This is a genomic window from Candidatus Mycobacterium methanotrophicum, from assembly GCF_023515995.1.
In the GTDB taxonomy this organism is placed as follows: Bacteria; Actinomycetota; Actinomycetes; order Mycobacteriales; family Mycobacteriaceae; genus Mycobacterium; species Mycobacterium methanotrophicum.
In genome coordinates, this window is the sequence record NZ_CP097320.1 from 2,000,151 (window position 1) to 2,023,270 (window position 23,120).

At 64.4% G+C, this 23,120-nt stretch carries 14 protein-coding genes and 16 pseudogenes; 21 read left to right on the top strand and 9 right to left on the bottom strand.

Annotated features, from left to right (window positions below):
* Positions 1 to 2: 2 nt before the first annotated feature.
* A pseudogene (locus M5I08_RS10655) lies at positions 3 to 697 on the bottom strand (CoA transferase); the annotation flags it as partial.
* 198 nt (positions 698 to 895) lie between these two features.
* On the opposite strand from M5I08_RS10655, the pseudogene M5I08_RS26735 reads away from it, so the two are divergent.
* The 4 genes and pseudogenes from M5I08_RS26735 to M5I08_RS10670 all read left to right on the top strand — a co-directional run.
* A pseudogene (locus M5I08_RS26735) lies at positions 896 to 1,039 on the top strand (CoA transferase); the annotation flags it as partial.
* A gap of 6 nt (positions 1,040 to 1,045) precedes the next feature.
* Positions 1,046 to 1,883, top strand: a pseudogene (locus M5I08_RS10660) (mycofactocin-coupled SDR family oxidoreductase).
* Positions 1,884 to 1,959: 76 nt separating this feature from the next.
* The gene (locus M5I08_RS10665) at positions 1,960 to 2,250 is read left to right on the top strand and encodes a hypothetical protein (protein WP_219066596.1); all 291 of its coding nucleotides are present in this window, start codon (positions 1,960 to 1,962) and stop codon (positions 2,248 to 2,250) included.
* A pseudogene (locus tag M5I08_RS10670) lies at positions 2,247 to 2,648 on the top strand (thiamine pyrophosphate-dependent enzyme); the annotation flags it as partial. The gene M5I08_RS10665 and the pseudogene M5I08_RS10670, both read left to right, overlap by 4 nt.
* 5 nt (positions 2,649 to 2,653) lie before the next feature.
* Here the strand turns inward: M5I08_RS10670 and M5I08_RS10675 are convergent.
* A pseudogene (locus tag M5I08_RS10675) lies at positions 2,654 to 3,056 on the bottom strand (enoyl-CoA hydratase/isomerase family protein); the annotation flags it as partial.
* Between the two features lie 157 nt (positions 3,057 to 3,213).
* Between M5I08_RS10675 and M5I08_RS10680 the strand changes: the two are divergent.
* The 3 genes from M5I08_RS10680 to M5I08_RS10690 all read left to right on the top strand — a co-directional run bounded on the left by M5I08_RS10680 (position 3,214) and on the right by M5I08_RS10690 (position 5,146).
* Positions 3,214 to 4,065 carry an SH3-like domain-containing protein gene (locus tag M5I08_RS10680; RefSeq protein WP_219066597.1) on the top strand — a complete coding sequence of 284 codons (852 nt, stop codon included), beginning with the start codon at positions 3,214 to 3,216 and terminating at the stop codon, positions 4,063 to 4,065.
* Positions 4,062 to 4,766: a thiocyanate hydrolase subunit gamma gene (scnC, locus tag M5I08_RS10685; RefSeq protein WP_219066598.1), complete on the top strand. Its 705-nt coding sequence runs from the start codon at positions 4,062 to 4,064 to the stop codon at positions 4,764 to 4,766. Before M5I08_RS10680 ends, scnC begins: the two co-directional genes overlap by 4 nt.
* A gap of 101 nt (positions 4,767 to 4,867) precedes the next feature.
* The gene (locus M5I08_RS10690) at positions 4,868 to 5,146 is read left to right on the top strand and encodes a thiocyanate hydrolase (RefSeq protein ID WP_249763341.1); all 279 of its coding nucleotides are present in this window, start codon (positions 4,868 to 4,870) and stop codon (positions 5,144 to 5,146) included.
* A 72-nt stretch (positions 5,147 to 5,218) separates the two neighbouring features.
* Here M5I08_RS10690 and M5I08_RS10695 read toward each other — a convergent pair.
* Positions 5,219 to 6,288: pseudogene (locus tag M5I08_RS10695) on the bottom strand (amidohydrolase family protein).
* Positions 6,289 to 6,386: 98 nt separating this feature from the next.
* Positions 6,387 to 7,477: pseudogene (locus M5I08_RS10700) on the bottom strand (hotdog fold thioesterase).
* 394 nt (positions 7,478 to 7,871) lie between these two features.
* Between M5I08_RS10700 and M5I08_RS10705 the strand changes: the two are divergent.
* From M5I08_RS10705 to M5I08_RS26745, 4 genes and pseudogenes are all read left to right on the top strand, one after another.
* Positions 7,872 to 8,266: pseudogene (locus tag M5I08_RS10705) on the top strand (LLM class flavin-dependent oxidoreductase); the annotation flags it as partial.
* A 5-nt stretch (positions 8,267 to 8,271) separates the two neighbouring features.
* Positions 8,272 to 8,520 carry a transposase family protein gene (locus M5I08_RS10710; protein WP_219066600.1) on the top strand — a complete coding sequence of 83 codons (249 nt, stop codon included), beginning with the start codon at positions 8,272 to 8,274 and terminating at the stop codon, positions 8,518 to 8,520.
* Between the two features lie 57 nt (positions 8,521 to 8,577).
* Positions 8,578 to 8,724: pseudogene (locus M5I08_RS26740) on the top strand (LLM class flavin-dependent oxidoreductase); the annotation flags it as partial.
* Between the two features lie 9 nt (positions 8,725 to 8,733).
* Entirely contained in the window at positions 8,734 to 8,970 is a 237-nt protein-coding gene (locus M5I08_RS26745; RefSeq protein WP_370328606.1) for a hypothetical protein, read from the top strand.
* Positions 8,971 to 8,979: 9 nt separating this feature from the next.
* On the opposite strand, the gene M5I08_RS10720 is transcribed toward M5I08_RS26745, so the two are convergent.
* Together M5I08_RS10720 and M5I08_RS10725 are read right to left on the bottom strand one after the other, a co-directional pair.
* On the bottom strand, positions 8,980 to 9,705 hold the full coding sequence (locus M5I08_RS10720; RefSeq protein WP_219066601.1) for an SDR family oxidoreductase: 726 nt from the start codon (positions 9,703 to 9,705) through the stop codon (positions 8,980 to 8,982).
* Entirely contained in the window at positions 9,702 to 10,517 is an 816-nt protein-coding gene (locus M5I08_RS10725; RefSeq protein WP_219066602.1) for a FadR/GntR family transcriptional regulator, read from the bottom strand. Before M5I08_RS10725 ends, M5I08_RS10720 begins: the two co-directional genes overlap by 4 nt.
* Positions 10,518 to 10,657: 140 nt before the next feature.
* On the opposite strand from M5I08_RS10725, the gene M5I08_RS10730 reads away from it, so the two are divergent.
* The 6 genes and pseudogenes from M5I08_RS10730 to M5I08_RS10765 all read left to right on the top strand — a co-directional run bounded on the left by M5I08_RS10730 (position 10,658) and on the right by M5I08_RS10765 (position 15,851).
* Positions 10,658 to 11,617 (top strand): RNA-guided endonuclease InsQ/TnpB family protein, encoded by a 960-nt coding sequence (locus tag M5I08_RS10730; protein WP_249763251.1) that lies wholly within the window; start codon positions 10,658 to 10,660, stop codon positions 11,615 to 11,617.
* Positions 11,618 to 11,859: 242 nt separating this feature from the next.
* Positions 11,860 to 12,127 (top strand): annotated as a pseudogene (locus M5I08_RS10735) (CoA transferase); the annotation flags it as partial.
* A 279-nt stretch (positions 12,128 to 12,406) separates the two neighbouring features.
* Positions 12,407 to 13,555 (top strand): annotated as a pseudogene (locus M5I08_RS10750) (Rieske 2Fe-2S domain-containing protein).
* Positions 13,556 to 13,566: 11 nt separating this feature from the next.
* A pseudogene (locus M5I08_RS10755) lies at positions 13,567 to 15,159 on the top strand (AMP-binding protein).
* 16 nt (positions 15,160 to 15,175) lie between these two features.
* Positions 15,176 to 15,540 (top strand): annotated as a pseudogene (locus M5I08_RS10760) (nuclear transport factor 2 family protein).
* Between the two features lie 56 nt (positions 15,541 to 15,596).
* Positions 15,597 to 15,851: a hypothetical protein gene (locus M5I08_RS10765; protein WP_219066604.1), complete on the top strand. Its 255-nt coding sequence runs from the start codon at positions 15,597 to 15,599 to the stop codon at positions 15,849 to 15,851.
* 90 nt (positions 15,852 to 15,941) lie between these two features.
* Here the strand turns inward: M5I08_RS10765 and M5I08_RS10770 are convergent, their stop codons facing one another.
* Positions 15,942 to 17,414, bottom strand: coding sequence for an aldehyde dehydrogenase (locus M5I08_RS10770; protein WP_219066605.1), 1,473 nt, complete (start codon positions 17,412 to 17,414; stop codon positions 15,942 to 15,944).
* Between the two features lie 117 nt (positions 17,415 to 17,531).
* Here M5I08_RS10770 and M5I08_RS10775 point away from each other — a divergent pair, with 117 nt between their 5' ends.
* A complete protein-coding gene (locus M5I08_RS10775; RefSeq protein WP_219066606.1) occupies positions 17,532 to 17,729 on the top strand; it encodes an enoyl-CoA hydratase/isomerase family protein in 198 nt (65 codons plus the stop codon).
* 28 nt (positions 17,730 to 17,757) lie between these two features.
* Positions 17,758 to 18,977: pseudogene (locus tag M5I08_RS10780) on the top strand (lipocalin-like domain-containing protein).
* On the opposite strand, the pseudogene M5I08_RS10785 reads toward M5I08_RS10780, so the two are convergent.
* Together M5I08_RS10785 and M5I08_RS10790 are read right to left on the bottom strand one after the other, a co-directional pair.
* Positions 18,960 to 19,846, bottom strand: a pseudogene (locus M5I08_RS10785) (aromatic ring-hydroxylating oxygenase subunit alpha). The pseudogenes M5I08_RS10780 and M5I08_RS10785 sit on opposite strands and share 18 nt — an antisense overlap.
* An 88-nt stretch (positions 19,847 to 19,934) precedes the next feature.
* Positions 19,935 to 21,536: a serine/threonine-protein kinase gene (locus tag M5I08_RS10790; RefSeq protein WP_219066607.1), complete on the bottom strand. Its 1,602-nt coding sequence runs from the start codon at positions 21,534 to 21,536 to the stop codon at positions 19,935 to 19,937.
* A gap of 137 nt (positions 21,537 to 21,673) precedes the next feature.
* On the opposite strand from M5I08_RS10790, the pseudogene M5I08_RS10795 reads away from it, so the two are divergent.
* Positions 21,674 to 22,143, top strand: a pseudogene (locus M5I08_RS10795) (low temperature requirement protein A); the annotation flags it as partial.
* Between the two features lie 98 nt (positions 22,144 to 22,241).
* On the top strand, positions 22,242 to 22,964 hold the full coding sequence (locus M5I08_RS10800) for a DUF1906 domain-containing protein (RefSeq protein ID WP_219066608.1): 723 nt from the start codon (positions 22,242 to 22,244) through the stop codon (positions 22,962 to 22,964).
* The last annotated feature ends 156 nt before the right edge of the window (positions 22,965 to 23,120 follow it).

Consider the following 23,120-nt stretch of genomic DNA (forward strand, 5'->3'; position numbering starts at 1 on the left):
GGCTACAGGATTGCGCCGCTGTCCTTGGCCTTGGCGATGTCGTCCCAGTCGAAGCCGAGTTCGAGCAGGATTTCCTCGGTGTGCTGGCCGTGTTCAGGCGCCCGGGCCGGCCCAGGTGGTGCCTCGTCGAACTGAACTGGCGCGGCTACTATTTCGTACTCGACGCCCTGGTCATCGACATTGGTGATCAGGTAGCCGTTGGGTTTGCTCTGCGGGTCGTTGAGCGTCTCGCGCGGTGTGGCCAGCGGTGCCCAAACCCCGGGCTCATCGGCCAGCGCTCGGCGCCAGTGCTCCAGGTCGTGCTCGGCGAACCTGGCCCCGATCAGGGCTGTCGCTTCGGCGGCGTTGGCGACAAGGTTCGACGACGGTACGAAGCGCGCGTCGGTGGCCAGCTCAGGTAACCCGATGCGTTGGCAGAATCCGGCCCAGAATTTGTCCGGCTGCAGAAAGACCATCTGGATCCACCGCTCGTCCTTCGTTTTGTAGCGGTTGACCAGCGGATTCATCGCCAACCCGGGCGGCGCTCCGGGGATGCCATCGATTCCGAACAGGTCGGCGACACAGATCGACGGCGCAATGCTCCACATCGCCTGAGCCAGTAGCGACGAATCCACGACGGCCGGCTCGCCGGTGCGTTCGCGGTGAAACAGCGCCGCGCAGACGCCCCGGCCAGGGTGATCCCCGCCTGTAGGTCACCGCGACGTGCTGCTCACCAACTGGCTTCCGGCGGCTTTGGAGCGGGCACGGCTGACCGTCGACGAGGTCCGCGTCTGGCTCGCGGCGGCGTCGCGTACACGCTCATGCCGTTCGGCACGGAAAACCCCGCGGTGCAAGGCCCGGCCTTGCGTTCAACCCGAACATCATCGTCGCGCGCGGAACCGGGCTGGGAGTGCGAGGCCCCGGCCGGGCGCTTGTCGTGGAAGGGTTCACCCGGCAAGCCGCACGCGCCGACGCCGACTTCATCCTCGAGCTGAGCAACCGCGGAAAACGAAGCATCGCATTAGATCTCAAGAGCGAGACCGGTCGGGAATTCTTCGGGGTAGCGGTGATCAGCGGGGCAGCGCGCGGGCAGGGCCGCTCGCACGCCCGATTGCTTGCGGCCGAGGGGGCCAACATCATCGCGGTGGACCTTTGTTCAGACATCGAAACCAACGAATACCCGCTGGCCCGGCCCGAGGATCTTGACGAAACCGCCCGGCTCGTCGCAAAAGAGGGCCAGCGCGCCTTCGCCGAGATGGCCGACGTCCGCGACCGTGCCGCCTTGTCCGCGGCGATCGACCGGGGCGTCGCGGAGTTCGGTCATCTCGACGTCGTGGTCGCCAACGCAGGCATCTGTCCGCTGGCCGCGGGCTTGCCGCCGCAGGCATTCGCCGACGGCCGTGGACGTCGATCTGATCGGCGTGCTCAATCTGGCGCATTCCAGCCTCAAACATTTGCAGGCCGGCGCCTCGATCATTGTGGTCGGATCCAACGCGGCATTCATGTCGTCGATGAACACCACCGGTATCGACGGCGGACCCGGGGGAGCGGGATATGCCTTCGCGAAAATAGCTGCGGCGCACTACGTCAACGACTTTGCGCTGGCGCTAGCTCCGTTCTCGATTCGGATGAATGCGGTACACCCGACGAACGTCAACACCGACATGCTGCACAGTGCGCCGATGTACCGCGCATTTCGGCCCGACCTGAAGAACCCGACTCGCGAAGACGCCGAGCCGGTTTTCCCGCTCGTACAGGCGATGCCCGTGCCCTACGTCGAACCCGAGGACATCAGCGAGGCCGTGCTGTTTCTGGCCTCCGACGCCGCCCGCTACATCACCGGTCAGCAGCTCCGGGCCGACGCCGGAGGTTTTCTCAAGGTCAAGCCGTGGCCGGGCGCGTGAGGTTGCGTGAGTCAAACTGCACCCGGATCGAATTGGAGAGGTAAGCACGCCTAAAGGGATCATCTAGCTGGAGACAATGCCGGTGTCGCCGGACCGCGACGCCGAATACCACAAGTGGTACAACGACAATCACCTGGCAGAAATCTGCTCGGTGGACGGTGTGGTCTCCGCGCGCCGGTTCGCGCCTACCGACGGAAACGGCCTATTCATCGCGATCTATGAGCTTGACTGTGACGACTTCGACTCGGTGGTCCAACGGCTGGGCGAACTCGGGGCCAGCGGCAAGATGTCGTCGCTGGAGCTGCTCAACATGCAGACGCCGCCAATTCCCAAGCGCTATCGGCAGATCGGCTGCTACACAAAGTGACTCCCACAACAGAGTTTTCGACGGAAAACCAAAAGCGCATCTATGCGCTGATGGTGCTGATGAAGACGGCCGATGACCGGCTCTCCAAAGGCATCGGCACTGGAGAATTCATGTGCGTGTACTGGCCGTCACGCGGCCAGGAGGCGTTCGCTGCGGCGATGGGTGTGTCGCTGCGATCCGACGACCAGCTGATGCATATCGCCAAACCCGATAAGGGAGTGATGCTTTCGACTGGGATGGTCGGCGCCGAACTGACGCCGACAGCCGACACCATGAAGCTCGAACACGTCGCGGACCGGGCGGCCGGCTACGCCATGCCGGCTCTGCGTGTCGACGGCAACGATCCGCTCGCCGTCGCGGCCACACTCGACCAAGCGCTGCGGCGGGACCGCACGGGCGGCGCGCAAAAGTCGGTCAGCAGGCCCAGATAGATCAGATCCCACCACCCATGCAATAGCCGTGAATCTGGGAGATCGTCGGCTTCGGGAACTCCCACAGGTACAGGGTGGGCCACAAGAAAAGGTCGTCGGTGCCGTTGTATGGTCCTCGAAGGTGTCCCCGAAGTCGGGATACGGATTTTCATCCGGACCCCAGCGCGCGACGTGCCCGCCGCAGAAGCCGTTGCCGTTGGCCTTGAGAATCACCACCTTGATCTCGCGGCCGCGGCCGGCCTCGTGCAGGCAGTCGTCGACTTCCCGCACCAGCGTTGCGTCTTTGGTGTTGGCCTTGTCGACGCGGTTGAGGATGATCCGGGCGATCGGCGGTTCGCGTTCATAAATGACCGCCTCCAGGACGCGCCGCTCCATCCCGATGACATTACTGGGACATGGCTGTATTGGATTGGCTCAACGGTTGCGCGGTGTTCGCAGGAGGAGTGAAGTGTTATTCAGGGGCGTCGGCGATGCTATTGGGCAATCCACTAGGACGGCCACAGCCCAGATCCCGATAACGATTGGAACTTCTATGACGACCTCGTTGGATCGAGCGGCACGTCTGGAACTTGTCGCGCGCCTTAAGTCTTCCTACCCGGAACTCCCGGATGCACCCACGCCCGATCTGATTGATCACGATCGGTTCACCGCCTACACCAAGACCCCGCACGATGTCGGCGGTGAGCCGGACGCTCCGATGGAATTCGAGAATAAGCAGTACGAGCATTGGGAAGAAAACACCTACGTCATGTGTGAGGTTCTCGGCTGGCGTGGGATTTGGTTGTCCGAGGAACGACGCCGGATGGGCAATGTCGACATCGGCCGCACGATCTACCTCGGCCTGCCTTACTACGGGCGGTGGCTGTTGGCCGTCGCACGTGTACTCACCGAAAAACACCACATCGGCCTGACCGAGTTGGCCGAACGCATGACCGAGGTCGAGGCACGGTATGCGGGCGGCTTGCGAGGAAAGCCCTTGGAGGCCAAGCCCAAATTCGAAGGTGACCCGTCCACAGTTAGACGCAACCGGCACCACACGCATGCGGTCGGTAAGGGCGACCCGCAAGTGTTTGCCGGACAGGCCGGTGAGCCGAAGTTCAAAGTCGGCGACAAGGTCGTGGTGCGAGAGCTTCCTGTGCTGCTCTACACCCGCACTCAAGAGTATGTTCGTGGTGCCGCGGGGGAGATCGCGGTCGTCTCCTATGAAAGCCCTGCCGCCGAGGACGAGACCTGGGATGGCCGCGACCAGAAACCCGAGTGGTTCTACATCGTGCGGTTCAACCTTTCTCAGTTGTGGCACGGCTATACCGGCCCCGGCAATGACACCCTGCAGACCGAGATTCCGGAGCGCTGGCTCGCGGCAGCGGAAAGGACCTCAGCATGACGGCTCATGATCACGACCACGAACGCACCGCCGCGCCGATGGTCGACGAGATCACCGACTTCGAAGTCTTGGAGATCGCGCTGCGCGAATTATGCATCGAAAAAGGGATTTTCACCGCTGAGGAGCACCGCCACTTCACCGAGTTCGCTGAACAGATCGGCCCAACCCCTGCCGCGCATCTGGTGGCGCGGGCTTGGATTGATCCTGAGTTCAAAAAACTGGTCATCGCGGATCCGCTGGCCGCCAGTAAGGAGGTTGGCGTCGACTGGCTGCAACCCACCGGTTTTGGGACACCGAGTGATTTCACCGCGTTCCATGTGCTCGAAGACACGCCAACCCTGCATCACGTCATTGTGTGCACGCTGTGCTCCTGCTATCCGCGTCCGATCCTGGGCAACTCCCCGGAGTGGTACCGCACGCCCAACTTCCGCCGTCGCATCGCGCGCTGGCCGCGCCAAGTGCTCGGGGAGTTCGGCCTATACCTGCCGGAAGATGTCGCAATCCGGGTGGAGGACTCGAACCAGAAGCACCGTTTCATGGTGATGCCGGTGCGTCCCGAGGGAACCGATGACTGGACCGAGGACAAACTGGTCGGGATCATCACGCGCGACTGTCTGATCGGTGTCGCGTTGCCGAAGGTTGGTGTGACCACAAACGCGGTGACTCAGACCCGCCCGGCTATCCATCCTGCGAAGCAGTAGGCAGGGTACCGGTGAGCAACTCGGGGCAACTTGATCCGGCCGAAAGTCCCCCAATCGCTGCGTTGGCGAAAATTGTTGAGAGGAACCAGGTCTGGGTCCGCATGGCGGCAAAGTACGGCGTCGACAATCCTGTGCCGCCGTGGAAAACAAGCCTCGACGGGATCTGTGACGCACTCGACCAAAGCGGCGGCGGCACAGCGTTGCTCAGCGTCGACCGGCGTAACGAAGAGGACGTGCTGTCGGCAACGGTCTACTCCGGTCTGCCCTACCCGGAAAACCGATTGGTTGCGCTGGCGCACTCGCTTGTACGACGCGGGCTCATCGATGAGGCCGAGCTGGAGCGACGGCTGACCGCTGTGCGGGCCAGGCTGGAAGCCTGACCGCATTGGCGAATAGACGCAGAGTCGCACTGTTTCAGCACAAAACGTGCGATTCTGCGTCTGCTCACCGGGTTACGCGTTGGCCGGCGCGGACACCTTCATCAGCTTCATCAGGTTGCCGCCCATGATCTTGGCGACGTCATCTTCGTCGAAGTCGGTGAGCTCGTCGACGAAGGAGATCGGGTCCTTCAGGCCCTCGGGGTGCGGCCAGTCGGATCCAAACAGCACCCGGTCGGTGGCCACCATCTTGACGATCTCGTAGAACCGGTCCTCCCAGAACGGGGTGATATAGACGCAGCGCTTGAAAGCCTCGACCGGACCCTCGCTGAACGAGTTCGGCATCTTCTTGTAGACGCCCTTGAGGCCCTTGAACAGGTCCGGTACCCAGTCGGCACCGTTTTCAATTGACAGGATCCGCAGTTCAGGGTTGCGCGACAGCGCGCCATGGCACACCAGCGCACCCATCGCGTCCATGATCGGCCGATGGCCCATCGCGAAGCTGCGGAAGGCGGTCGGCTTGAACGGCAGGAATTCGTCGCCGGGCTCCCAGACGCGAACTCGGAGTAGCCGCTGTCCGAGGCATGCATCGAGACCGGGATCCCGGCTTTGATGCAGGCCTGCCAGAACGGGTCAAACTCCTCGAAACCGAAGGAGCGGCCGCGGCGGTAGCCGGGCACCGGCGCCGGGCGAACTAGTACCGTGCGTGCGCCCCGCGCCAGGCGCCACTCGAGTTCTTCGAGCGCCCGCTCGACGATCGGCAGGGTGATCACGGGCGTGGCGAAGATGCGGTCGGAGTAGTTGAACGTCCAGGTTTCATGCATCCACTGGTTGAGCGCATGGATGACGTCATGGGTCATCTCGGGGTCGTCCTTCATGCGCTCTTCGACCAGGCTGGCCAGGGTGGGGAACATCAGCGCGTAGTCGATGCCCAGTTCGTCCATGACCTCCAGCCGCGGGCCGGGCTCGCGGAAGGCGGGGATCGCCTTCATCGGCTCACCCAGGATTTCGCGGTAGGTCTTTACCTGCACGTAGTCGATCACGTTCTTGCGCTTGTCCGGCAAGAACTTGGTCAGCGCTTCCTGCGGATCGTACATGTGGTTGTCGGCGTCGAACACGGGGAAGGAAAGTTCGCGAGACGGCATGGCGATCTCCTTGCAGAAGTATGGGCTCAGTGGGTGGTAACGGCGTTACCACTTCTGGGCGGCAAGCTGTACCGGTCTGGAGTCCGTCGGCCACGGGGTCAGTCGGGAAGCTTCGGGGTCGCCCCGTTGATGACGGCGAAGTTCACCGTCGCCGTCGCGAGCAGCACCTCCCCGGCGTCACTGCCGCCCGCGTCGCCGTAGACGTCGACTTGCATCACCATCGCGCGCCCGCCGTTGCGCAGCATTCGCGGCACCGCGAACGCCGAGCCTTGACGGATCGGTCGCAGGTAGCGGATGAAGAGGTCGGCCGTCGTCATCGTGGTGCCATCCCGCAGATAGTCCAGCCCGAACTGCCCACCGGCGACGTCGACGAGCGTGGCGGTCAGTCCGCCCTGCAGGGCACCGGAGGTATTGACCACCTCCGGGCTCACCGGCATCGTCATCGCGAACTCGCCGTTGTGTGCGCCCGGCCGCATCCCGATCCGGCTGAACAACTCGCCGAGCGTCGGCGGCGCCGGTTGACCGTCGTCGTCGGCGCCAAGGGCGCGAATGCAGAAGTCGAATAAGTGGGCTGAATCGATTGGCGCACCGGTTAATTCGGCTCCCAGCCAATGTAATCGGAGGGCACCCAGGATGGTCTGCATGACGATCGCAGCTGCGGGCGCGGCATCGAGGTTAGGCCGGAAAACGCCTTCGGTGATGCCCCGCTGCACGACGTCGCGAATCAGCTGGTGCAGCGGGACGAGCACCCGCGCATCGTCCTGGGGCCGCGTTTCGGCCAAGTGCTGGTTGTAGAGGTTCATCGCCCGATTCAGGCTGTCCTGGGTGCTCGACTCCGGCTCCGCGCTGATCCGGTCGATGATCAGCTTGATCGCAGCGGTGCTGTCCAGCCCGGCGGTGTCGGCGCGCCACGCCCGCGCCGACTGCGCCATGGTCCGCTCCAGCAGGGCAATCAGCAATTCGTCCTTGCTGCTGAAGTGCCGGTAGAACGCCCGCACGGCCCGCGCCCAGGCGAAGCTGGTGTTGCGGTGGTTTCGCGACGACGCGGCGATCCGCAAAAGACGTTTTTGAGCGGGCGACCACCTCTTGCACGGTGAAGTCTGTGCGCCCGGTCTCGCCCAGGATCTCGACCGCGGTCTTGATGAAGCGGGCAGCGCGTCGTCGGTTCGGCTTCGTCGTCCGGGGGCACCCCGCCTCCTCTGTTGCGCGCTGAGAGCGCCGTGAGAACGAGGTTACCGCGCTTAGACGAGGACGGCGAGAACGGTGGTGGTCTCTGGAAACGACGAGGGATCACGGTCATCGCGAGCCGCGGATTGCCGAGCACGGCCGTCAGCAGCGACAGCCGAAGTTGGCTCGGGCCGGCGGTCGTGATGTCGAACCAGGCTGGGTCCGTCATCGCCTGCCGGGCAACTCCGGGAGGGCACTCGGTGCGCAGGACGTCGTGCCTGCTGTCACCGCAGCGCCAGCTGACCCGAATTCAATCCGACATCCATAAGGCCGTTAACATAATAAAAATAGTAAACTAGCGCGACAGACGTCAATGCTGCCGCGGCGTGCTGGACAGCTCCGTATTGTGGTCAGCCATGGCCCAGTGGTACCTGTTCCTACCGCAGTCAGACTGCCGGTTGCCGACATTGTGCAGCGCTCGCGCCAGGCGGAGGCTAGTGGATTTTCCGGGGTGGCGTTCATCGACCACCTCGACGCGCCCGGCCTGAGTGACGAAACGATCTGGGAGGCAATGGGTGTGGCGACCTGGGTGGCCGCGAAGACCGACCGGCTGCGGATCGGCCATCCGATGCGCTGCGACGCATTCCGGCATCCGGCGGCGCTGGCCAAACAGGCCGTTACGTTGTCCGAGGCGTCGGACGGCCGGTTCGAGTTAGGCCTCGGATCCGGTTCATGGCCCGCTGAATTCACGAGATTTGATGTTGGCCAAGACGATCCGGTAGCGCGCGTCGAGCAACTCGAGCGGCATCTGGGACCTTGGCCGACAAGGGCTATGAAGGAACCGGTACCGGAGTGCACACCCCGGTCAAGGGCCGCAGCCTCGACATCGAGAACCAGAGCTACAACGCGCTGCTCACAGCGACACGGGCCATCGGGGAACGCGCCAACGCCGAACTCAAACAACGCTGGCGCTGTCTTCGCCGAATCCGCTGGTGCCCAACCAGAATCGGAGCAATCGTCGGCGCCGCGATCGTACTACCGACTCTCCAACGCGGAAACTACTGAGAACACCTCACTTGGGCGCGGAATGGCGCGCCGGAGCGCAGACAATTCCCGCTTCCCGAGCATCGGATACCGCTGATCCTCGGCGGCACCGGGTGCCGGATGATGGAACTTGTTCGCAGATATGCGGATTGGTGGAGCATACCGGCCAATCACCTCGATCGGCTGGCAAGTTTGATGCCGGCCACCGGGTCTGCTCGGGTATCGGTTCAGCAGATGGTCGGCTTCGTTCGCAAGGGGAGCGACCCCACCACCGCTCGCGAACTGAGCATCCGGCGGTTCGGCCACCTCGGTTCGGGCCTGGTCTGCGGTGACGCCGACGAATTGTCCGGACATTTCGCCGGCCTGGCCGCCCAGGGCGTCGAGCGGTTCCACGTCTGGTTCGCTGATTTCGCCGCCCCAGACTCGTTGCACGAATTCGGCGAAACGGTGATCAAAGCGTTCGCGGGATAACAGGCTCGGTCATCGCTGCTGTGCGGCCCGCCGGCGAGCCTCGGACGGCATAACGGGTTCGCGCGCGAACGGCCCACGCCGCACGGCGTTCAGCCGGATCTCCGGCAGATCCACCGACGGGTCCACGGTGTCGAGCCACGCCACGGCCTCGGCGACGTCAGAAACCTGGATCGCGTCGACCTCGAACGGAACATCCTGCAGCATATCGGTTTCCACCGGCCCCGGCGTCACGATATGGACCGCGATGCCGTCACGGTCGACCTCAAGAGCCAGCGCACGGGCGAACGCGTTCATCCCCGCCTTGGACGCCGAGTAGGCGGTGCGTGCCATCATTGGTTGGTGCGCCGCTGAGGACGAGATGAACACCAGCCGCGAGCCGGCGCGCATTCGCGGCAGCACGGCTGCGGTCACCACAAAGCAGGAGTCCAGGTTGGCGGAGATGATCGACTGCCATTGCTCGAAGGTTTGCTTGCGCGCATAGGTTCCGCCAAGCGTTCCGGCGGCGTGCACCACCAAATCGACTGTCTGCATTGGGCTGATCGCTTGCGCAAAGCCGACGGCGTCAGACGCGTCGGCGGCGATATAGCGCGCCCCGATTTCCTCTGCGGCCGCGCGTAGCGGGCCTTCTCGTCGCGCCGACAGCACGACGTCGTAACCCAATTCGCACAGTTTGGCCGCACAGGCCTTACCGATCCCGCCGCTGCCGCCTGTTACCAGCGCGGTTCGGGAGTTCACGACTTATAGCGCGGGCGTCCCAGCGCCTGCGGCGACACCGCATAGATCCGTTGGTCGGGGCCTGCGGCCAGCACGTGACTCTGGGTGTCGGAAAGATGCCGGGCAGCGATGCGACGGGCCCGATCGGCGTCTCCCGCTTCGATCATTTCGGTCAGCTTGACATGTGTATTGAGCACAGCGCGACGCTTGGCCAGCGATGGGTAGGTGCCCTTGGCCGCGCTCTCATCGGCCCAGTGCTGTTCATGGTTCGTCCACAGCGTCTCCACGGTGCCGACGACCGCGATGATCGTCCGGTTGCCGCACCCACGCACGATGAGATCGTGGAATTTGCGGCCAATTTCGGTGAATTCGGGCCCGTCCTCCAGATGCGCGGCCATCGCGTCGTTGCCCTCTTTGAGCTCGGGCACGATGGTGTCGGCGCGGTCCGGCCGCCCCGCGGCCAACGCCGCGCAGGCGGGTTCGAGTTCCAGCAACGCCGTTCCCAGGTCGGTGACCACGACCGACTCGCTCTGCAACAGCAGACCCAACATGTAGGCGGCGCTGGTCTTCGCCGGAGCGTGCACCACCGCACCGCCCCGGTTGCCACGCCGAACCGACACCAGTCCTTCGGTCTCCAGGATCCGCAGCGCCTCCCGCAGCGAAACCAGGCTGACGTTGAACTGCTCGACAAGCACTTCCTGGCGCGGCAGCAAAGCGCCGTCGGCTAATTCGCCGTCGATGATCTGGCGGCGCAATTCGTCGGCGACGATCTCGGCGATCCTGGGCGCGGACAAACGGCGTCGAGAATCGGGGCCAATTCCCAGTGCAGTCATCGGACTTGCGGCGTCGAGACCCTTGGCTGTAGCCCGGGGAGGAAACGCCGCGCTCCTCCTTTCGAGGTGTTGTCGGTGCTCGTGTCTATGCCGCGGGTGTGTGCAGGTTTCGGTTGCTTCCTAGCGTTGAGCAGGCGGCAGTGTTGGTCGAACAGTGTCGGCACGCTCGTTTTGTGTGGAATCTGGCCGTAAAGCAGCAGGCGCATTGGCAGCCGGGCCGCCAGGCGGCCGGTTACAACGAGCAATGTGCCCAGTTGACCGCGGCCCGCGCCGAATACGACTGGCTGGCAGCCGGATCGCAAACCGTCCAACAGCAAGCGCTGCGGGACTTCGCCCAAGCGATGCGTAACTTCTTCCACGGCGCCCACCGCCGCCCGACGTGGCGCAAGGCCGGCACGCACGAAGGCTTCCGGCGGGTCGGCGTCAAACCACGCCACCTCAAGCGGCTCAGCCGCCGCCACGGACAAGTCTGGATCCCCAAAGTTGGCTGGGTGCGATTCCGATGGACCCGCGACATCCCGGACACGGTGAAGTCCTACCGCGCCACACTGGATCGATCGGGGCGCTGGCACATCGCTTTTGCCGCCATCCCCGAACCTGTCCCGGGACCCAGTGACGGCAGCGCGGTAGGTATTGATCGCGGCCTGACCGTGTCGGCGGCGCTGTCCAGCGGGGAGCTGCTGTGTGTTCCTGGCCTTCGTGCTGGTGAAACTAACCGACTGCGCCGATTGCAGCAGCGTCTGGCCCGGGCGCAACGTGGATCGCACCGGCGGGCACGAACGAAGCGGGCTATTGCCCGGTTGCGCGCCCGGGAAACGGATCGCCGCCGTGACTGGGTGGAAAAGACCACCACCGATGTGGCGCGCCGCTTCGACACCATCTACACGTCGCAACGATGCTCTGCCTGCAGGCATGTCGCGCCGGAAAACCGTAAGAGCCAAGCGGTTTTCCAGTGCGTCGCCTGCGGCGCGGGGCCGTGCAATGCCGACGTGAACGCCGCACGCAATATTGCCGCCGGACGGGCGGTGACAGCACGGGGAGACTTCGGCGCTTGCCGGTCTGCGAACCGTGAACCTCAACTCTGTCCTCCTGCTGCATAGGTGCGACCGGGTTGACGTCCACCGGCTTAAGCCGGTGGAGGACGTCAAACGATTCCAGCAGCGGAATGACCCGTACAGAGCCGCGGCCACCGCACCCGCGAACTCAATTTACTGCAATCTTAGCAGTAATGGCATAATAGCCGCGCTGGTCAACCGCCCTGGTCAGCGGGAAACTACGCGTGGTCCGGCAAAGTTTCTACGACGGCAGAGACAACAAACCCGACGAGGTAGACGGATACAGGTTGAGCCAGCGCCACGACCGCCGAGCGACACCGCTGGACGACGTCCGTGTTGTCGAGATCAGTGACCGGATCGCCGGCAGTTACTGCGGAAAGCTGTTGGCCGATGCCGGTGCTGACGTCATGAAAATCGAACCGCCGCAAGGGGGATCCGTTGCGGCGGTTCAGCGCCAGCTGCTCCCCGATACCCGACGGCGCGGACTCACCGCCGTTCGGCTACCTCAACGCCGGCAAACGCGGCCTGACCTGGTCCGGGTCCGGGTCCGGGTCCGGGTCCGACGGACGTTTGCCGTAGCCCAGTGAACAGATCATCGGGAAAGCTGTTGCGCCACGATGAGAAATCGGACAGATCGACTCTCGTAGACGTCATCGGCCAACCTCGATTCACTTTCGGACGCCAGGCCCAACATTACCGCCGGCCGGGCCGGTGCGCTGACGTTCAGTGCTTAAAATAGTAAAAATAGACGGGAGTCTTCCAAGCGCGGCGAGTGCAAAGCGCGGCCGTGCGCCACCTGGCTGCCACGAGAAATGGACTCAAAAGGAGCAGCTAGTGACGGACACGGTTTCGGACTCCTCCGTCGACCCATCGGAGCGCGAGTTCGGGACGAGCGGCATCAGCCTGTCGCCGTACCGACTCCCGACCGGCTGGTTCATCGTCGGTTTCGCCTCGGACCCGCCGGCCGGCGAGGTCAAGCGAGCGCACTACTTCGGCCAGGAGCTGGTGCTGTTTCGCACCGAGTCCGGCCAGTTGAACGTGCTGGACGCATAATGCCAACACCTGGGCGCCAACTTGGGCGTCGGCGGCACCGTCGAGGGGGAGAACATCGTCTGCCCTTGGCACGGATGGCGTTGGCGCGGCGACGGCAGCAACGCGCTGATCCCGTACAGCAAGATCGGCTGCAAGGACAACGTCCGCGTCCGCACCTACCACAGCACGGAGTGATATGGCTTCATGCTGGTTTGGCATGAGCGGCACGGCCGCGCGCCGTACTGCCAACCGCCGGTGCTGGCTGAGTTGGAGACCGACGAGTACTACCCGTTGCATCCGCACACCCGGATGGTCAACCGCGTCAAAGTGCATGTGCAGATGATCGTCGAGAACGCTGCTGACCCGTATCATGTGCGATACGTGCACAAGGTCGCCAACCCCGCCACCACTGCGTCGTTCGAGGTGTCCGGTTACGCCTACACGCGACGGTCAACGCCCATTTCGGTGGCGGCCGGGCGCAGACCTGGCTGACCCCGAATGGGCCCGTCGACGCCAAGATCGTCTACGACGAATGGGCCCGTCGACGCCAAGATCGTCTACGACAACTACTCGCTCGGCTTGGGCGTGGTCCGCTTTCCCAGTGAGTTGGTGGCCACCGTCCAGGTCACCGGGCAGACTCCGGTCGACGAGGACTACACCGACTACTTCTATACGCAGGCCTCCATCCGCGAGCCGGGAGACACCGGTGACAAGCCCACCGGCCGGGCTGCGCGCTTCCTTGCCCTGCAGCACGAAGTCTTCAAACAGGACTTCTTCACTTGGGAGAACATGAAGTACCTGGAGAAGCCGAACCTTGCGCCGGAAGAGGCCCACGATTACGCGGCCCTTCGCCGCTGGGCGCATCGCTTCTACCCAGGCGAACAGGTTTCGCCCGACGACTTCGGCTACGCCCCCGACGGTGAGCCCGACCCGGCGGCGGCCCAGGCCTGATAAGGAGCCCGATGTCCCGCGCGCCGACTGGTGCGGAACCTTCCTGCGACGGAAAGTCGATTGGCCCAGCTGATTTCGGTGTCGAGCGGTTCAGCGTCGCGGCGGTGCTCGATCGTCCCGCCGAGCAGTTTCCCGACCGGGTGATGATGTCGATTGCGGGAACTGACGTGACCTTTGAGCAGATGCGAGGGCGGTCCTGTGCAGCGGCAAATGCATTGCGGGACTTTGGTATCGGACCGGATGATTGCGTCGCATTGTTCACCGCGACGTGTCCGGAGTGGATCTATTTCTGGTTGGGTGCGGCGCGTATCGGCGCGGTGACCGCGGCGGTCAACGCCGCCAACAAGGGCGAGTTCCTGTTACACGCTCTTCGATTGTCGCGGGCGAACGCGGTCATCACCGACACCGTACGACAGCTGCGGGTCGCTGAGGCGACTGAGCAACTGCCTGGCCTGGCAAGCATGTGGTGCGGGGTGATTGGGATTGCGTCGCGGAGACGACGGCCGATCACGTCGGCGATGTCGGGGATATCGGGTCGCTGTTCTTCACTTCGGGCACCACCGGCGCGTCGAAAGCAGTTGCCACCACGTGGCATTACTTGTTCACTGCGGCCGCAACGGTCGCGTCGTCCTGGGGGTTCAGGGCGGGCGAGGTGCTGTGGACGGCGATGCCGTTGTTTCACTTGAGTGCGGCGCCGTCAGTGCTGGCGCCGATGCTCGTCGGCGGGACAACGGTGCTGGCGCCGGCGTTGCACCCTGCGACGGTGTGGGACGAGATACGCGCGTGCGGTGCCATCGGATTCGCCGGTGCCGGCGCCATGGTGTCGATGCTGCTGCGTCAACCGCCCGATCCCCGCGATGCGCAGGTGCCGCTGCGGTTCATCTCCGCCGCACCCATTGACGCGTCGGTGTATCGCGACATCGAAAAACGCTACGGCTGCGGGATCGTCACCATGTACGGGATGACCGAGGCCTTCCCGATCGCGGTGAAAGGCATTGCCGAGGAGGGCGTGCCAGGAACCTCGGGCCGGCCCAATCCCAGTTTCGACGTGCGGATCGTCGACCCGGGCGGTGAGCCGCTTGCGGACGGGTCGGTGGGGGAGATCGCGTGCCGGCCGCGCTACCCATATGTCATGAGCGAAGGGTATGTGAACGGTGAAGGTGGCATCGACCGCCATTCGGAGTGGTTTCGCACCGGCGACCTCGGCGTGCTGGACAGCGATCACAAATCTGGCTTACGTTGACCGGGTGAAGGACTCGCTGCGCCGCCGCGGCGAGAACATCTCGTCGGTCGAAGTGGAGACCGTTGTGCTCCGTCATCCGGCGGTGCTCGAAGCGGCGGCGGTCGGCGTGCGCAGCGACCTCGGCGAGGACGACATCCTGCTTGTCATTGTGCTGCGACCGGACTGCGCGCTGGATTACGCTGAGCTGCTGGACTTCTGCAGCGCCCGGACGCCGTACTTCTGTGTGCCGCGATATGTCGAGATCGTCAGCGCGCTTCCCAAGACCATCATCGGGCGGGTCCGCAAGGACATCCTTCGCGCGCGAGGAGCCGGGCCCGGGGCGTGGGACCGACAACGCCACGGATACATCGTCAGCCGGTGAAACAGGGAGAGAACAGGTGGCCATGACTTATCAGCAGCAGTACGTCCTCGATGGTGCGGCGGGACGCGACGCCATCCTGAATCTGACCGTGCAGCACAAGCGATGCTATTCCGAGGGCGACAGCGACGGCTGGATCGCGACATTCCGCCACTCTGGGCCCGATTCACCCGCGACGGTGAAGAATTCACCGACCTGAGCGCTGCCTTCGACGGCGGCACGGGACGGCTGGTCACCGTCGATCACGACATCACTGTCGACGGTATCAATGCAGCCCAGCGTTGCGTCGCATTACTTTTCGCGGGAACCGGTGACGGCGCAATCACTCTGCGCGCCACCGGAACCTATCGGGATCAACTCATCTACGAACGCGGCGGCTCGTAGTTCACTTCCCGTGAGCTACAATTGGATTCGGTGCCGAGCGGGCATTCGCTCACGCTGTGATGACAGCACCCATCAGCTATCAGCTGGCATTCGGTACCTACGACGACGCCCTGCGAATGGTCGGCATGACGGGCTACGCGGCCCTGCCGAGCGACCCACTGGCGCTGAGCGTTGCCGCGATGTTCGGCGCGCCCGTCGCTGTGGGCGACCAGGCGGACGTGCAGTCGAAACGTCTTGCGCGGCTGGGCCGCAACCCCAACTGGTACACCAGCCTCGGCGGAGAAGGATGCGACGATGTGCCCGCCTGGTAGCGACAACCTTTAGGTGCCCGACGAATTTGTCGCTGCGAGCCGGGCGCATCGAGCACCCCAAACCCCAAAGACTCGCGTGTCCTTAGGGCCTTAACCAGACAGCGGCGGCATCGGTCCTTTGCTGACCACCGACTGCAGCTCGACATACTCGTGCAGGCCCTCCGGGCCGAACTCGCGGCCGATGCCCGATTGCTTGAAACCACCGAACGGGCTGCCGATGTCGAGCGCGTACATGTTGATGCCATAGGTGCCGGCACGCACACCCGCGGCCACCTCGAGGCCGTGCGCGGTATCCGCGGTCCAGACCGATCCGGCAAGACCATAGTCGCTGTCGTTGGCGATGCGGATCGCATCGTCTTCATCCCGGTAGGTCAGCACGCTCAGCACCGGGCCGAAGATCTCCTCGCGCGCAATCCGCATGTCATTGGTGGTGTCGGTGAACAGAGTCGGTCGCACATACCAGCCTGGTTGGCTCGGAGCATCCTCGCCGCCCAGGACGATCCGGGCACCCTCTTTCACCCCGGACCGGATGTAGTCCTGTACCCGAGCCTGTTGCCGTTGCGCCACCAGCGGCCCGACGTCGGTCGCCTCGTCGGATGGATCGCCTACCTGCAGACCCGACATCATGTCGGCCAGCGCGTCGATGACCTCGTCACGACGCTGTTCGCTGACCAGGATGCGGGTCTGCGCGACGCAGGCCTGCCCGTTGTTCATCAGGCTCGCGCTCTTGAGGCCTTTGACCGTCTTGTCAATGTCGGCATCATCGAGAATGATCGCCGCTGACTTGCCGCCGAGTTCCAGGCTGACGCGCTTGAGCTGCTCGCCGCACAGCGCGCCGATCCGGCGGCCGACGGCGCTCGACCCGGTGAACGCGATCTTGTCCACGCCAGGATGGCGGACCAGCGCCTCGCCGACATCTGTTCCCCCGGGGAGCACGGACACCACCCCGTCGGGCAGGTCCAGCTGCTCGATCATCTCGGCCAACCACAAAGCGTCCAACGGTGTTTCGGGTGCGGGCTTGACGATGACGGTGCAGCCCGCGATCAGGGCGGGAATCAGCTTGGGCATGATCAGAAATTGCGGCACGTTCCACGGCACGATCGCCCCGACCACACCGACCGGAGCCCGGCGCAGGTGCACTTCGCCGAGCACCCCTTGGCGGCGTTCGGCCCAAGGAAAGTCACGGGCTACTGCCAGCGCGAGGTGGATCAGCGACGCCGCTGCCGCCGCTTGCCCGAGCCTGCTGAAACTGCGTGGGGAACCCATCTCGTCGGTGATCAGGTCGGCCATCTCGTCGAGGTGGCCGGAGTAGATCGTCGCGAGCTGTTCCACCTTGCGCATCCGCTCGCCCGGGTCCAGCCTGGGCCACGGTCCATGGTCGAAAGCGTCTCGCGCGGCGACGACGGCGGCTTCGACGTCGGCCGGGGACGCGGCGGGAGCGTAACCGACCGGCTCTTCGGAATGCGGGGAGATGACTGTTATCCGTTGCCGGGTGGACGGCTCGCGCCAGTGCCCTCCGATGAAAAGCTGGTCGTAGCAACGGTGGTCATGGGTTTTCGGCACTGGGGCACCACCTCTGAAAAGGCGAAGTCAACTTTGCTATTGACGCTAACATAGGTAAAAAGCCAGCTGGCCCGCCATGAGCCGCGCGGCCAACAGTGAAGGCCTATTTGAGCGACTGTGAGCGACGAACTTCGGGGGACAACGGACGGCGCCGTATGGATCGTCACGATCAATCGCCCACATGCTCACAATGTCATCAACGCGGCGCTGCACCACAAGCTGCTCGACGTGTGGCGTGACTTGGAACGTGACGGCTGCGTCGTGCTCACCGGCGCCGGTAAAACATTCGCGCCGGAGGTGATTTCGCATTCTTGAAGGCCCGGCACCGTTCCCGAGGGGTGACATGACCAACGAGTGGCACCGCTATCCGTTTCGGCTCGTCGCCGACGACCGCGCGCTGGATTTCCCCGCCGCCGAAGGCGAACACCCCGACCAGGAATCCGACACCTGGTTCACCGCCGGCGAGCTCACCGGCACAACAGGTCGATCGTTCGCATTCCTGACCGGCTTCGACAAAACCGTCCGGGCGGAACAATCATCGCCGACTTCTACACCATGGCGTTATCGACTGCGACAAAGGCGCCGGTATCAAAGCAGCGCCGGGCCGGTGGCGTGGACGACGTGCCGCGACGACGACGGCGAACTGCGGCCCTACACCTACCGTGTCAGCCTGCTGGGTGTGGATCAGGCGGGCCAATCGATGGAACTGGACTTGACCGTCACGCCCACCCGAGCCCCGGTGCCCGTCGGCGCGGACGCACACAACGGGAAGATCACCTGCTTCGGCCAGCACTCAGCACGACACCTACTCGTATTTCCAGACCGCGATGGCGGTGACCGGACCGCTGCGCTGGGGCGAGCTGAACGAACAGATCACCGGCAGCGCAGGCCACGTCGACCGGCAGTGGTTTCTCAAGTACGCCGGCGGCGGCGGGAGCGGGGGGAGATCCGCGGGCCTTTTCCGATGAGTGGCGCACGATCAACCTGGACAACGGCGTCGATCTGAGCGTCTGGCGCCAGTTCGAGCGAACGGACGGTAATGCACTGCAACCATTCTCGGGCGTCACGGCCAGTTATCCCGATCCCGCAGCGGCGCCGGAGTGCGCGCAGGACGTCGACGTGGTAGTCAGCCGCTACGTCCGATGGCCGGATGCGATTCAGCCGCTGCTGCCGCCGCTGGCGCCGGCCCGGTTCATGCCCGACCGCCACCGGCCGCGCTGTCCGACACTGCAACTGGATCTCACCGGAGAGCCTCTGGTGGCCGCCCCAGCGCACCGCCTGCCGATCGAATACATGGAAGGGCCGTACCGGTATAGCGGAACGCTGCGCGGAGAACCGGTCAGTGGCTTCGCATTCTACGAACGCTCGCTGGCGCTCTACCGGGATTGGGAGCTGATCGACGTGCTGGGCACTGTCGAGGAGCCGAGCCTGGTCGGTCAGGTCCGGGCGTTGAGAATCTCTGGCCGGCGCGCAGAGGCACGAAAGGTGTTTCCGGCCAACGATCAGTCGGATTGCCGCGATGTGGTGGACGCACTGATCGCAGCGCTATCGCTGGATAGCTGACGACCTGCTCGCCCGGGTCCAGGACGCCCAGGAATTGTGGCGATGCTGCAGCCCCGGCTCGTTGCGGCCGAACAACAGGTGATCGCGGGCCCCGGATTCAAGGTTGGCTTGTAGGCCCTGCACGAGCCGGTAGTCCTCGTCGCGCACGGCGGCATGGGCATAGTCGAAGACAGCCTGTGCGCCAGCTGCCACGGATTCCTCGGAAATGTCCAGCGGCGTCGAATTCTGGTGGACAGTAACGGATCTGCCTGGCATCTCGCCCGGATAGATACGGAACAGCTCACCGTTGGCGATGCTTACCGACGGCACGATGTGGACGGTGGCGAAGTGGTAATTCTCCGAGAAGGTGTCGACGGCCAGTTTCCAGGTGATCGGCGTGTCCAGGACCTTCTCGCCCAATGGAGACCACCGGCCGATGCCCCACGAGTCGAGTTCCTCGGCGAGCGGACCCAGATGGGCGGCAATATCCAACGGGGCGGCGGGATCGAGTGCCGCCCAGAGGAACCCAGCGAATTCGGTAGCCGACAGCTCGGTCAGGCCGTCGGACTTCACCTCGACGCCGGGGAAGCCTTCCCGGCCGGGCAAGCCGACTAGCCGCCCGCTATCGTCATATGTCCAAGCGTGATAGGGGCAGGTGAATCGCTTCGCCTTACCGCAACCTGTGACAACCTGCGACTGCCGATGCGAGCACACGTTGTTGAACGCCTTGACCGCATCGCGACGTCGCATTCGTGGCGCTCGATTGACGTGTACTCGCCTGCGTGGACCCTCTGTTCAGCGGGCGCAAGGTCGGTCGCTTTATCGCGTGCCAGCTTGACGGCTTGTCGGGTCAAGTCGATGAGCTTGTCGCGGTCCTCGCGGTCCTTCACAATCGGGCTGCCATTATCCTTGACGCTAACTTTATAAACTTAGCAAGTACAAGGAGTAATCGGCGGCGATGGCCTATTCGCGTGCCGGTCAGCCGCCGGGAGGTTCCCACGCGGCTCCGCCAGGCGTGCTCGCGCAAATAACGGGTATGCCCGCGTTTGAGGTGGCCGTCGCGCCCGGGGCGCCGCAGGGAATGCCAATGGCAGGCCGAGGATCCAGACCGGACGGGGTAGTCGTCGGCGACTGCGCATGGGCCCGGGTGGTCTGCGGCACAGTCGTATACGCCGCTGAGGGTGACGTCGTCGTCGGAGCGACCGGTGCTGCTCGCGACACTGTGACGGCCGGTGTGGTGGTTGCGGGAGCTGGAGCCTTGACGATTGGCGGCGGGATGGCCGCCGCTGGCGCCGGGGGCGTGGCAGTGGTAGTAGGCACCGGGGAAAACGTGTCGACATTTGCGGGCGTGTCATCGGACCGCGGGGCCGAGCGCAACGCCATAACGCCCAAGATCCCTCCTATCGCCACCGCGACAATGGTGAGGCCGAGCGCTGTCGTGTGCAGCCGCCGCCGACGACGGCGCGCCGAGATCGACGCGTCGTCAGGGGCGGCACTCGAGGCATCAGGTTCTGTCAGCGTGACGGCATCATCGACGTCTGACTTTGGTAAGACATCCGGCGGCGCGACGGGATCGTCAACTTCGGCCGTTGGCAACATATCTGGCGGCGCGGGAGTACCGCCGACGTCGGCAGCCGGGGGGGCGGATACCGCTGCAGCCGCGGGCTCGGTCGCCCACGCGTCGGTCGTCTCCGGCGCGGTGGCGAGCAAAGCAGCTTTAGCGCCCGGGATGAAAGACTTCAGGCTGCCTCTCGCCTCAAGCGCTTTGGCGAATTCTCGACATTGCGTGAACCTCTCCGCGGGTGCCTTCATGAGTGCGCGGGCGAAGGGCGCGTCGAAGTAGATCAACTCGGGTTTGACATCACTTGGCCGCGGCGACGCTTCGTTGAGGTGCTTACTGATCACCACGGCCGGCTTCATGTGTGCAAACGCTGGCCACCCGGTCAGTAAATGAAACGCTGTGCATGCCAAGGCATATTGGTCAGCTTGGCCATCGATCGCGTCATCCAGCAGCTGCTCGGGGGCCGCATAGCTCACAGTGCCGATGGCAAGGTTCGCCCGAGTCAAACTGTTGGTCTCATCGGGCGGCCGGGCGACACCAAAGCCGGCTAAGAGGATTCGTCGCCGGCCGGGGGCCGAATCGCCGACAAGGATGTTGCTCGGGTTCACGTAGCCGTGCACTAGCCCCTGCTCGTGGGCGTAGTCGAGGGCCTCGGCGATCGCCCAGATGACCTCGATCACCATGTCCGGCGGCATGCCTTCGGGATAAGCATCAGTTAGCAGCTGGGCGGCGTCGGTGCCCTCGACGTAGTCCATCGCAAGCCACAGCTGATCCTCGAACTCGCCCCGATCGTGAAGACCGACAATGCTCGGATGCGACAGAGCGGCTGCCTGATCGGACTCTTGGTGGAACCGGAAGCGATATTCCGGGTCGGCCGACAGCTCGGGCGGTAGGAACTTGAGCGCGTACTGACGCGGCAGATTCAGACGTTGCGCTACGTAGAGCTCACCGAGCTCTCCGCCCCCGAGCAGCCGAACAATGTGAAATCCGGCAGCTGTCGCACCACTGACCAGCGGCATGGGGAGGATCGTACATACCGGCGCGTGCATCCGGCGAGAATGTCCGGGTGAGCGAACATGGACGCCGCCAGATTAGTGCGCCCTTAGCGCACCCACTCCGCCGGATGTCGGGCCGCGATCCCTAGCAGCCGCATCGGGTGGCTACGCCGTTGGAGCTGCTGTTTGACCCGACGTTCGTGATCGCCTTCGGGGAGCGGCTGCACAATTTGCACACCTGCTGGCCGCCGGCCACGTCGGAGCCGGGCTGGCCGGATTCTTGTTCGCCACGTTCGCGGTGAGCTGGGCCAGGATCAACTTCAGTTGGTTCGCTTCGGCCTACGACACCGACGACTGGGTGTTTCGCCTGACGACGACGCTGCAAATGGTGGGTGTCCTGGTGCTGACGTTGGGGATTCCGGAGCTCTTCTCGTCGATTGCCGACGGCCGATACGTCAACGACCGGGTCCTGGTCGCCGGCTACGTTGTGATGCGCGTTGCCGTGGTGATCCAGCGGTCACGCGCCGCGAAGCAGGACCCCGACCGGCGATCGGCCTGCCTGACCTACGCGTCGGCGACCGCGGTGGCGCAGGTCGGGTGGGTTGCCGTTTCGATCGCCGACCACTCGGTGGGCATCAAGCTGGCCCGAAGTCGATATACCCGAAGTCGATATAGATGTGACTGCGGCGTTGATGTGGTAATCGGTGCACTTGTCCTATCCTGTGGCCTGTGTCAATGTCGCGGCGCGAGGTGCTGAAATTGGCGGCGGCGGCACCTGCCCTGATGGGTCTTGCTGTTGTAGTGGAATCGCTGTGCCCCCCGTCGGCCTCGGCGGATGGGCTGGGTATCTTGCTGGACTATGCGGCCGGGGTGATCCCCGCCGACCAGATCAGGGCGGCTGGCGCAGTAGGGTCCATCCGGTACGTATCCGATCGTCGGCCCGGCGGGTCCTGGATGCTCGGCAAGCCCATCCAATTGTCCGAAGCTCGCGACCTCAACCAGAACGGCCTGAAGATCGTTTCGTGCTACCAGTACGGCAAGCAGAGCTCCGCCGACTGGCTTGGCGGTCAAAGCGCGGGCGTCACCCATGCCCAGCGCGGGTGGCAGCTGCACGCCGCGGCAGGTGGCCCGGCCGCAGCCCCCATCTACGCCTCGATCGATGACGACCCGCCCTACGAGCAGTACAAGCAGCAGGTAGCGCCTTACCTGTGTGGCTGGGAGGAAGTCCTGGGCCGCGATCGGGTCGGCGTGTACGCCAACTCCAAAACCATCGACTGGGCGCTGCAGGACGGCCTGGGCTCCTACTACTGGCAGCACAACTGGGGGTCACCGCGCGGATACACTCATCCCGCCGCAAATCTCCACCAAGTCGAGATCGACAAACGCAATGTGGGCGGCGTCGGGGTCGACATCGACAACATCTGCAAGCCCCAATTCGGCCAGTGGACCTAAGTGGTCTCGCTCGAAAGTTCGTCGGGCCTGTTCGCTGAGGTGCCGAGACTGCGGTGGCGGCGACGCCGAGGCGAAAAAGCTAGCGCTGAGCGCAGGCTCGACGCCACCAGCGCAGACTCGGCACCAGCGGCGTCTGGTAACAACCCCCGACGAACT